8 protein-coding genes are annotated in these 10,015 nt (G+C 44.4%); 7 read left to right on the top strand and 1 reads right to left on the bottom strand.

The window, feature by feature from the left end; translation table 11 throughout:
• The 7 genes from FC07_RS10620 to ligA all read left to right on the top strand — a co-directional run.
• Window positions 1-1,125, top strand: a 1,125-nt coding sequence (locus FC07_RS10620; RefSeq protein WP_083483290.1) for an RNA-guided endonuclease InsQ/TnpB family protein, incomplete at its 5' end; no start/stop codon positions are given.
• 184 nt (window positions 1,126-1,309) lie between these two features.
• Window positions 1,310-1,891: a xanthine phosphoribosyltransferase gene (locus FC07_RS10615; RefSeq protein ID WP_057905083.1), complete on the top strand. Its 582-nt coding sequence runs from the start codon at window positions 1,310-1,312 to the stop codon at window positions 1,889-1,891.
• A gap of 109 nt (window positions 1,892-2,000) precedes the next feature.
• Window positions 2,001-3,116 (top strand): 5-(carboxyamino)imidazole ribonucleotide synthase, encoded by a 1,116-nt coding sequence (locus FC07_RS10610; RefSeq protein WP_057905100.1) that lies wholly within the window; start codon window positions 2,001-2,003, stop codon window positions 3,114-3,116.
• Between the two features lie 30 nt (window positions 3,117-3,146).
• Window positions 3,147-4,445, top strand: a complete 1,299-nt coding sequence (gene purB, locus FC07_RS10605) for an adenylosuccinate lyase (RefSeq protein ID WP_057905082.1) — start codon at window positions 3,147-3,149, stop codon at window positions 4,443-4,445.
• A gap of 49 nt (window positions 4,446-4,494) precedes the next feature.
• Entirely contained in the window at window positions 4,495-5,115 is a 621-nt protein-coding gene (locus tag FC07_RS10600) for a GntR family transcriptional regulator (RefSeq protein WP_057905081.1), read from the top strand.
• Window positions 5,116-5,325: 210 nt separating this feature from the next.
• Entirely contained in the window at window positions 5,326-7,593 is a 2,268-nt protein-coding gene (pcrA, locus tag FC07_RS10595) for a DNA helicase PcrA (RefSeq protein ID WP_057905080.1), read from the top strand.
• 31 nt (window positions 7,594-7,624) lie between these two features.
• Window positions 7,625-9,667: an NAD-dependent DNA ligase LigA gene (gene ligA, locus FC07_RS10590; protein WP_057905079.1), complete on the top strand. Its 2,043-nt coding sequence runs from the start codon at window positions 7,625-7,627 to the stop codon at window positions 9,665-9,667.
• Window positions 9,668-9,741: 74 nt separating this feature from the next.
• Here ligA and FC07_RS16215 read toward each other — a convergent pair.
• A partial coding sequence (locus FC07_RS16215) for a hypothetical protein (RefSeq protein ID WP_235807499.1) occupies window positions 9,742-10,015 on the bottom strand: 274 nt, incomplete at its 5' end.

The following is a 10,015-nucleotide window of genomic DNA, read 5'->3' as shown; positions in this document are numbered from 1 at the left end:
GCCACCATGCGCCGTGTTTTAGCGCAGCTTTGTGATTATCGCCGTTATTGCTGGAATCAAGGTCTAGCCACTTGGAATGCAATGTACGATAGTTCGCAAATCATGGCTGATAAAAAATTGTGTCCAACTGCGCGTAAAGTGCGTGACGAATTAGTCGCCAATAAGCAAGACTGGCAATATCAGTTTTCAGCGCGCTGTTTACAGCTAGCCATTATTGACTTAGGCAAGGCTTGGAAAAACTTTTTTGACCAATCTTTACCGGACTGGGGTAAACCACATTTCAAATCCAAAAAAGCACCTCGTCAGGGTTTTAAAACGGATCGTGCCAAGATTGTTAATGGTCGATTACGCTTGGACAAGCCTCACGGTATAGCGAGTTGGTCTGATATTCCGTTTCGTGGTGCGCGTCATTTAAATGGTACTTTAAAAGTAGTTTCCATTTATCGTGAGAATGGTGCTTATTGGGCAAGCTTGCCGTTTGAAGTCGCTGAAGTTACGTCCAAGCCTAAAACAGGACAGGTGACTGGTGTGGATATAAATGTAGGCCATCTGAATTACATCGACGGTATTTTTAATGTTTGTCCTCAGCAGTTACAACGACTTTATCAGCGCATTAAACACTATCAACGTTTATTAGCTCGTAAACGTGTGGCAAACGGTCGCATCAACGGTATTAAAAGCAGAAATTACACGCAGACGAAAGCCAAGTTACAGCGTGATTACCGAAAAGTGGCCAATATTCAACATGATTTGATGCAGAAGTTTACCACTCATCTGGTGAACCAGTATGACAAAATTGTGATTGAAGATTTAGATGTGAAAAAAATGCAAATGACCCATATTGCTTCAAAAGGGCTACAACGTTCTCTGTTCGGCTATTTTAGACAAATTTTAACTTATAAGTGTGACTGGTACGGCAAAATGTTACTTTTAGCAGATCGGTATTACCCTAGTACCCAGCGCTGTTCTAATTGTGGACATGTTAAAAAAGGGTCGGATAAGATCGGTCTGATGGGAAATACGAAACATCGAACGAAACACCATGAATATATTTGTTATGAGTGTGGTGTAACGTTAGATCGTGATAAAAATGCTGTCCAGAACTTATTACAACTCGCACTTTAAAATAATTAAAAGGGGCAGGCTATGCCCTTAAGCTTCAAGAGTTAGTCCCTGCGATTACCCGTTTTTCGGCTATCGGAATACTAATGATGACGGAAGTAAACGAAATTCGGAAAGGAAAACTATACTTCTTTCTCATTATGTTTGATGACATAATTCTACATTTTGTATAGCAGCGTATTTTAAAATGAAGTTACTCGAGGACAGAATCAAAAAAGACGGTCAGGTCTTACCAGGAGATGTATTAAAGGTTGACAACTTCCTAAATCATCAAGTGGATCCGGATCTGATGTTTGCAATGGGGGAAGAATTTGCCCGGCTATTTCAGGATGAAAAAATCACCAAGGTGTTAACCGTTGAATCATCCGGTATTGCACCTGCGATTTTAACGGGCTTGCAATTACACGTTCCTGTTGTTTTTGCCCGGAAACATAAGAGTTTAACCTTAGTCAACGATTTATACACCTCTACGGTTTATTCTTACACTAAAAAAGTGAGCAATGAGATCTCAATTTCAAAACGCTTCTTAGACGCTGATGATCGGGTATTGATCATCGATGACTTCTTGGCCAATGGACAAGCGGTTATGGGCTTGATCGATATTTGTGAACAAGCTCAAGCCAAGATCGAAGGCGTTGGGATCGTCATTGAAAAGACATTCCAACGTGGGCATGAATTGATTGCTGAACACGGGATCCGCTTAGAATCACTGGCCAAGATTGCCGCTTTAGAAGACGGTAAAGTTGTTTTTGAAAAACAAAACAATTAAGTGAAACTTGCTTTTAATTTGACCTAAAAACGGTACAATAATGATGAGGAATAGGTCCCTTTACCCGGACCATAAATTGTTAAATTAGAAGTAAAGGACCGTGAATAATGTGGCAGCAATCATTTATCCAGGAAGTACGATTGGCATTATTGGTGGTGGCGCCACTAGTAAAATGATGGCCTTAGCGGCTAAGAAAATGGGTTTTCGAGTAGGTATTTTAACGGATCAAATGAACAGTCCAGCTGCAAGTGTGGCTGACTTTACAGAAGTCGGCGATATGAGCGATGTGACTAATTTACAGAAGTTAGCCCAGTTTTGTGAAGTATTGACTTATGCTTATGAAAATACGGATACCACAGCATTGGATCTGTTGCAGCACGCCTATTTGCCACAAGGTACGGATATTTTGGCGATCACCCAAGACCGTCAATTGGAAAAAGTCTTTTTAGAATCAAACAATATTAATATTGCACCTTATGCTACGATCGTTGCGATGCAGGATATTTATGATTCTGTTGCGTCGATCGGGTATCCTTGTGTGCTGAAACCAGTTCAACGGGGAATCGGTGCCCAGTTGCAGCACGTGATTTATAGTGAAAGTGACATTGCTGCTTGTGCAGATGATTTGGCATCGGGGACGTACATATTAGAAGCTTGGGTGCCGTTTGAACGGGAACTCACTGTGATGGTGGCCAAGGATGAACATGTGGCGGTTACCTTACCAGTCGTTGAAACAGTTTATCGCAATCGCCATTTGCATGAAGCCATTACGCCGGCACGTGTTGATGCCCCCACGGTGGTTGAAGTGGAGCGAATCGCCAAGTTAATTGGCGAAAAGCTGAATTATATTGGCGTTTTTGGCATTGAATTCTTCCTAACGGCTTCAGGATCACTTTATGTGAAGCGCATTGTGCCATGTCCGCATGCCAGTGCCAATCTCTTTAATGAAGCCAGTCAGGTGTCACAGTATGAATTGCACATTCGCGCGTTGTGTAATTGGCCATTGCCGGTGCCACAACCTGTAAGTCCGGCGGTTTCGATTTCAATCCCAGAACGGTTGTTACAGGAAACCTATACCCAAGTCATGATCAAACCGGATTGGCATTTCTACTATTATTTGGACAATGCCAAAGGGCCAGAAAGCCGCGTCGGACATGTCACGATTTTAACAAACGATGTCAAGCAAACACTGCAATCGATTTATGATACTGAAATTTGGAATTAGACGTTCATTAATGAAAAAGTGAGGTTAATCATGCTAACACGTTATACCCGCCCAGAAATGGGCCAAATTTGGACCGATCAAAACAAATATCAAACTTGGCTAGAAGTTGAAACATTGGCCGTTGAAGCTTGGGCTGAATTAGGTGATATTCCCAAGGCGGATGCTCAAAAAGTACGGGCGAATGCCACTTTTGATGTGGATGAAATTGCCAAAATTGAATTAAAAACGAAGCATGATGTGGTTGCTTTTACCCGAGACGTTTCTGAAAGCTTAGGTGCTGAAAAGAAGTGGGTCCATTACGGTTTAACGTCGACTGATGTGGTCGATACCGCTTTAGGCTATCAAATGAAACAGGCCAACGATTTATTACGCCAAGACATTCAAGCCTTTATTGATATTTTGGCCGCTAAAGCCAAAACCTATAAATATACCGTGATGATGGGGCGGACACACGGTGTGCATGCTGAACCCACTACTTTTGGCTTACGTTTAGCCCAATGGTATGCTGAAATGAAGCGGAATCAAGAACGATTTGAACATGCGGCTAAAGGCGTCGAAGCAGGCAAAATTAGTGGCGCAGTCGGCACGTTTGCCAATATTCCACCATTTGTCGAAGAATATGTCACCACTCATTTAGGCATTCGGGCGCAAGACATTTCGACGCAAGTTTTGCCGCGGGACCTGCATGCAGAATACATTGCAGCCATGGCATTAGTCGCCACTTCTGTGGAACGGTTTGCCACAGAGGTTCGTTCGTTACAACGGACGGAAATTCATGAAGTTGAAGAACACTTTGCAGCAGGCCAAAAAGGATCATCAGCAATGCCACATAAGCGGAATCCAATTGGTTCTGAAAATGTGACCGGGTTAGCGCGTGTGATTCGTGGTCACGTTCAAACCGCGTTTGAAGATGTGAGTTTATGGCATGACCGTGATATTTCCCATAGTTCTGCTGAGCGGATCATTATTCCAGATACCACCATTTTGTTAGATTATATTTTAAATCGGTTTGCAAAGATCATTGATAACCTAACCGTTTTCCCAGATAAAATGCAGGACAACATGGGTGTGACTTTCGGCTTGATCTACAGTCAACGGGTGATGTTGAAGTTGATCGACCATGGAATGAGTCGTGAAGCGGCTTATGACTTGGTTCAACCGAAGACAGCGATTGCTTGGGATGAAAAGAAACCATTCCGACCTTTATTGGAAGCAGATGACAAGATCACTTCTGTCTTAACAACAGCAGACTTAGACGATGCCTTTGATTATCATTGGCATTTGCGACACGTTGATGATATTTTTGCGCGGGTGGGCCTAGACGCTTAATGTAGTTGTCTTTTCTGTTTTTTGTTGTGAAAATGGAGGGAACCAAAAGATGCGTGCGCAAACTGAAAAAGCTTACCAGTACATTAAGTACCAGATCAACAGTCAAAATTGGTACCCAGAAATGCATTTGTTTGAAACAGCTATTGCAAAAGAATTGCAAATGAGTCGGACTCCGATTCGTGAAGCGTTTACCCAACTTGAAATGGAAGGGCTACTGCAACGCACTTTAAATAAAGGGGTACAAGTTGCACGTTTACCGTTAAATCGACGGGAAGTGCTGGATCGCTTGCAAGTCTTTGAGTTTCTGTTAACGGAGCATTTTTATTATTTGGAGAAGAAGGCCATGGCGTTGCCAGGTGCCTTATTGCAGCAGATCGATGCGTTGCAACACGATAATCGTGCAGAATTTTCACTGCAACATCTTTTACAAGAGTTACTTTCGTTGGCCAACAATCGGTTTTTAGCCGAAACCATTCTCAGCATCTTGAATAGTTTGGCCAAGTTGTATCAACAGTTAACACAGATCACGCAACAAAAGTTGCAACATACACTGGAAGTCGGTTTGCCGGATTGTCTGAGCACATTACGGCAAGAAGACTACCGCCACTTACAGCATCAATTTCATCTGTTAATGAATCAAATTGAATTAGTTGTGGTGCAACAATTATAAGCTGACAGGGGTTATGATAAAGTGCTTACTTTATTGTAATGCCTGTTTTTTGTGTTTTAATAAGCGAACACCTGTTTAAAATTCTTTTCATTTAGCGGCGGAGACGGGGATAATTTGCTATAATAGTTGAGATATTCACTGGCGGTTCAGTCAGTGTCAGTTGCGGTTTGAAGTCAATTTAAACTTTAAGAAAGTAGTGAGAGATACAACATGGAAACAAGGGATTTATTAGCAGGCCTTAACGATAAACAACAAGCAGCAGTGCGCCAAACAGAAGGCCCATTGTTGATCATGGCCGGTGCTGGCTCTGGGAAAACCCGTGTCGTCACCCACCGGATCGCCTACCTCATTGAACAACAGCAGGTATTGCCTTGGCATATTTTGGCGATTACGTTTACCAATAAGGCTGCGCGAGAAATGCGTGAACGGGTGACCAGTTTGCTAGATGAGCAAGCTGAAGATGTTTGGGTCTCCACCTTCCATGCCTTGTGTGTTCGGATCTTACGCCGGGATATTGAAAAGTTAGGCACTTACGCCCGCTCCTTTACCATTGCAGATCCAGGGGAACAACGCACTTTAATGCGCCGTATTTTGGTTCAGGAAAACATCGACCCTAAGAAGTTTGACCCGCGGGCCGTATTAGGCGCGATCTCCAATGCGAAAAATGAATTGCAAACGCCGAAGGACTACGCGGCCATTGCGGCGAGTCCGTTTGAAAAGGTGGTGGCACAGTGCTATCGCATTTATCAAAAACAGTTGTTGGCCAATCAGGCGCTGGATTTTGATGATTTGATCATGTTGACCATTACCTTATTTAAGCAGGCCCCAGCGGTTTTAGAATATTATCAAAATAAGTTTAAGTACATTCATGTGGATGAATACCAGGATACCAACCAAGCGCAGTATACATTGGTGAACTTGTTGGCTGAAAAGTATCGCAATTTATGTGTCGTTGGGGATGCCGATCAGAGTATTTATGGCTGGCGTGGCGCAGACATGACCAACATTTTAAACTTTGAAAAAGACTACAAAGATGCCAAAGTGGTTTTGCTAGAACAAAATTACCGGTCAACCAAGCGGATCTTAACGGCCGCCAACCAAGTGATCCAAAACAACACCGTGCGGCGGCCTAAAAAGCTATGGACAGATAATCAAGCCGGCGCACCGATCACTTATTACCGTGGTCAAAACGAGCGGGATGAAGCTTATTATGTGGTTGCACAAGTTCAGGCCCAAATGCGTGAGCATCAGTTACAATATGGCGATTTTGCGGTGTTATACCGGACAAATGCACAGTCACGGATGATTGAAGAAAATTTTGTTAAAGCCAACATTCCTTATAAAATGGTCGGAGGGCACAAGTTCTACGACCGGAAAGAAATTCGGGACGTTTTGGCATATTTGCGTGTCATCGTGAACCCAGACGATTCCATCGACTTCGAACGAATCGTGAATGAACCCAAGCGGGGAATCGGTTCAGGGACCTTGGACAAGTTGCGCAATTTTGCGGCACAGCAGGATTGGTCATTGTTAGAAGCGGCTGAAAATGTGGCGTTGGCGCCAACCATTAGTGCGCGGCCTCGGAAGACATTAGGCCAGTTTGCCACCATGATGCGAGAACTCCAAGCTAAAAAGGCCACCATGACGGTTACTGAACTCACTGAAACGATGTTAGACGTGACGGGTTATACTAAGGTGCTGAAACAAGAAAATACACTTGAAGCCCAGACCCGTTTAGAAAACATTGAAGAATTTCTATCTGTGACCAAAGAATTTGACGATAAACAAACGGATGAAGCGGAAGCCAGCGATGAACGGTTTGTGGACTTTTTAACGGATCTTGCCTTGGTTTCAGATCAAGATGATGTGGCAGAAGCGCCAAGCGAGGTAACGTTAATGACGTTACATGCGGCAAAAGGGCTGGAATTTCCAGTGGTCTTTTTAGTCGGTATGGAAGACGGCATCTTCCCGTTATCACGTGCCATGCAAGAAAACGATGAACTGGAAGAAGAACGGCGGTTAGCCTATGTGGGCATTACACGGGCGAAGCAAAAGCTCTATTTGACGAATGCCTATAATCGAATGTTGTACGGGCGGACGCAAAGTAATCCACCCTCACGGTTTATTGGCGAAATCAACGATGATTTATTAGAATTTGCCAACAAAACGGCCGGTGGCATTCCAGAATCTAAGTTGCCATTTAGTCAGCAGCGCCAGCAACGTGCTTATCAGCGCGCAACCGCACCGACTTATCGTGGCAGTCATCAGGCGACGAAAGTGACCACGACACCTGGTACCGGAGCGGATAAGCAGGCTTGGCAAGCAGGTGATAAAGTGACCCATAAAAAGTGGGGCACTGGCACAGTCGTTAAGGTCACTGGTACCGGTAACGATATGGAATTAGATATTGCCTTTCAATCACAAGGAATCAAACGATTATTAGCAGCATTTGCGCCAATTCAGAAGCAAGTGAAATAGACAGCAACATATTTTAAAGGGTGTGTGAATCATGGGACTTCCAAAAGCAATTGAAACTTATACAGAACAAACGGCAAATGCGGCGGCAGTCGCATTACGTCAGCAGTTAAATGAGTGGCGCGACGCGTATTATACCGCCGATCAGCCGACTGTTGAAGATCATGTTTATGATGAACAGTATCGTGATCTGCAAACTTTAGAAGCAGCGTTTCCAGCAATCATTACCGCCGACTCGCCGACGCAACAAGTCGGTGGGGCAGTCTTGCCGCAGTTTACCAAGGTCACGCACCGGTTGCCCATGTTGTCCATGGGGGATGTTTTTTCTGAGGCTGAATTAGCAGACTTTATGGCACGGTTGGCCAAAAATACAGGGCGTGAAATTGCTTATAGCACCGAGCTTAAAATTGACGGCTTAGCGATTTCGTTGGTTTATGAAAATGGTCAATTTGTACGTGGTGCCACGCGTGGAAATGGGACGATCGGTGAGGATATTACTAAAAATCTTAAGACGATCGATTCAATTCCACAAACGTTAACGCGACCTGTTTCTTTGGAAGTGCGTGGGGAATGTTATATGCCGCGTGCGGCTTTTGCAGCCTTGAATCAACGCCGTGAAGCAGCGGGACAGGCGAATTTTGCCAATCCACGGAATGCGGCGGCTGGCAGCTTGCGCCAGTTAGACGCTAAAATCACCAAGCAGCGTCAGTTAGCTACTTGGCTGTATACGGTGGTTGAACCAGAACAATTTGAGCTCACCACTCAAACGGAAGCATTGGCATTTATGCGTGAGCTGGGATTCCAAGTGAATCCGGCCACCACGTTGTCGCATGATCTCGCCGATATTCAAGACTTTATTGCAACCTATCAAGCGCAACGTGACCAATTACCTTATGATATTGATGGGGTGGTGCTGAAAGTGGATGATTTAGCCCTGCAAACGGCACTTGGTAATACCGTTAAAGTGCCACGTTGGGAAATTGCGTATAAGTTTCCGCCTGAAGAAGCTAAAACGGTAATTCGTGACATTGAATGGACCGTTGGCCGAACCGGGGTGGTCACGCCCACAGCGGTGATGGATCCCGTTCAATTAGCAGGGACAACGGTGGCCCGCGCAACGTTGCACAATGGTGATTTGATTCAAGAAAAAGATATTCGTTTGTTGGATACGGTGATGATCCATAAGGCAGGGGATATTATTCCAGAAGTGTCAACGGTTTTAGTGGCCTTACGCGGGGCCGACAGTCAGCCGTATGACTTACCGACTGCTTGTCCTTCTTGTGGCCAGGCGTTGGTACACTTAGCGGATGAAGTGGCTTTACGCTGCATCAATCCCATGTGTCCTGCTCAAATTCAAGAACAGTTAACCCATTTTGCGTCACGCAATGCCATGAATATTGATGGCTTAGGCCCAGCAATCGTGCAACAATTGTTCCAAAAAGGCTTGGTGCACGATGTTGCCGATCTCTATCAATTAACCTTTGAACAATTGATTGAACTGGATAAAATTAAAGAGAAGTCTGCTAATAAGCTATTAACCGCCATTGCCAATAGCAAACAAAATTCATTGGAACGCTTACTGGCAGGGTTAGGCATTCGTCACGTGGGGACCAAAATGGCACGTATTTTAGCAGAAGCTTTTGGCAGTATGACGGCTTTACAAATGGCAAGCTCGGAAGTGTTACAAGCGGTGGCGACTTCAGGGGAAGTGATCGCAAATAGTTTACAAGCTTATTTTGCATTACCAACGGTGCAAAGCTTGTTAGAACAATTGGCACTTGCTGGGGTGAACATGCAGTATACAGGGCCAACGACACAGGACGTGGCGGCTGCTGATAGCCCATTTAATGGCCAAACCATCGTATTGACGGGGACACTTGAGCATTACAAACGCAGTGCGTTAAGCCGTCAATTGCAGGATCTCGGTGCTAAAGTCACAGGCAGTGTGTCCAAAAAGACCGATCTAGTGATTGCAGGTGCGGAGGCCGGTAGTAAACTGGCCAAGGCCCAACAGCTAGGCATTACCGTTTGGGACGAAAGCCAATTGCAACAGGCGTTAGCGGCATCAGAATCATAAGAAAAACTAAAATTAACATTTTAGGTGGCAGTGTTTTTGCGTAAAACGTATAATAAGGGCAGTAATGCGTGCTATCAAAGCGTGAATTTTATGTTTTTTAAATAGACATAAGAGGCCTTTAGGAGGTGCCATGCTTCCACCGTGACGGTTTTCGTCCGATGGAATGGACATCCTCCGAAATAATATTTTTGCGCTAGCAAAATAGACATTAAAGCCTTTAGGAGGTGCCATGCTTCCACCGTGACGGTTTTCGTCCGATGGAATGGACATCCTCCGAAATAATATTTTTGCGCTAGCAAAATAGACATTAAAGCCTTTAGGAGGTGCCATGCTTCCACCGTGACGGTC

Origin of the sequence: Loigolactobacillus bifermentans DSM 20003 (assembly GCF_001434575.1) — a bacterium.
Taxonomy (GTDB): domain Bacteria; phylum Bacillota; class Bacilli; order Lactobacillales; family Lactobacillaceae; genus Loigolactobacillus; species Loigolactobacillus bifermentans.
The sequence above is the reverse complement of the archived record's forward strand: the minus strand, read 5'-3'. Positions and strand labels throughout refer to the sequence as shown.

Coding starts and splice junctions, on each gene's coding strand:
- FC07_RS10615 (WP_057905083.1), top strand. CDS start 1,310: ATGAAGTTACTCGAGGACAGAATCAAAAAAGACGGTCAGGTCTTACCA.
- purB (WP_057905082.1), top strand. CDS start 3,147: ATGCTAACACGTTATACCCGCCCAGAAATGGGCCAAATTTGGACCGAT.
- FC07_RS10600 (WP_057905081.1), top strand. CDS start 4,495: ATGCGTGCGCAAACTGAAAAAGCTTACCAGTACATTAAGTACCAGATC.
- pcrA (WP_057905080.1), top strand. CDS start 5,326: ATGGAAACAAGGGATTTATTAGCAGGCCTTAACGATAAACAACAAGCA.
- ligA (WP_057905079.1), top strand. CDS start 7,625: ATGGGACTTCCAAAAGCAATTGAAACTTATACAGAACAAACGGCAAAT.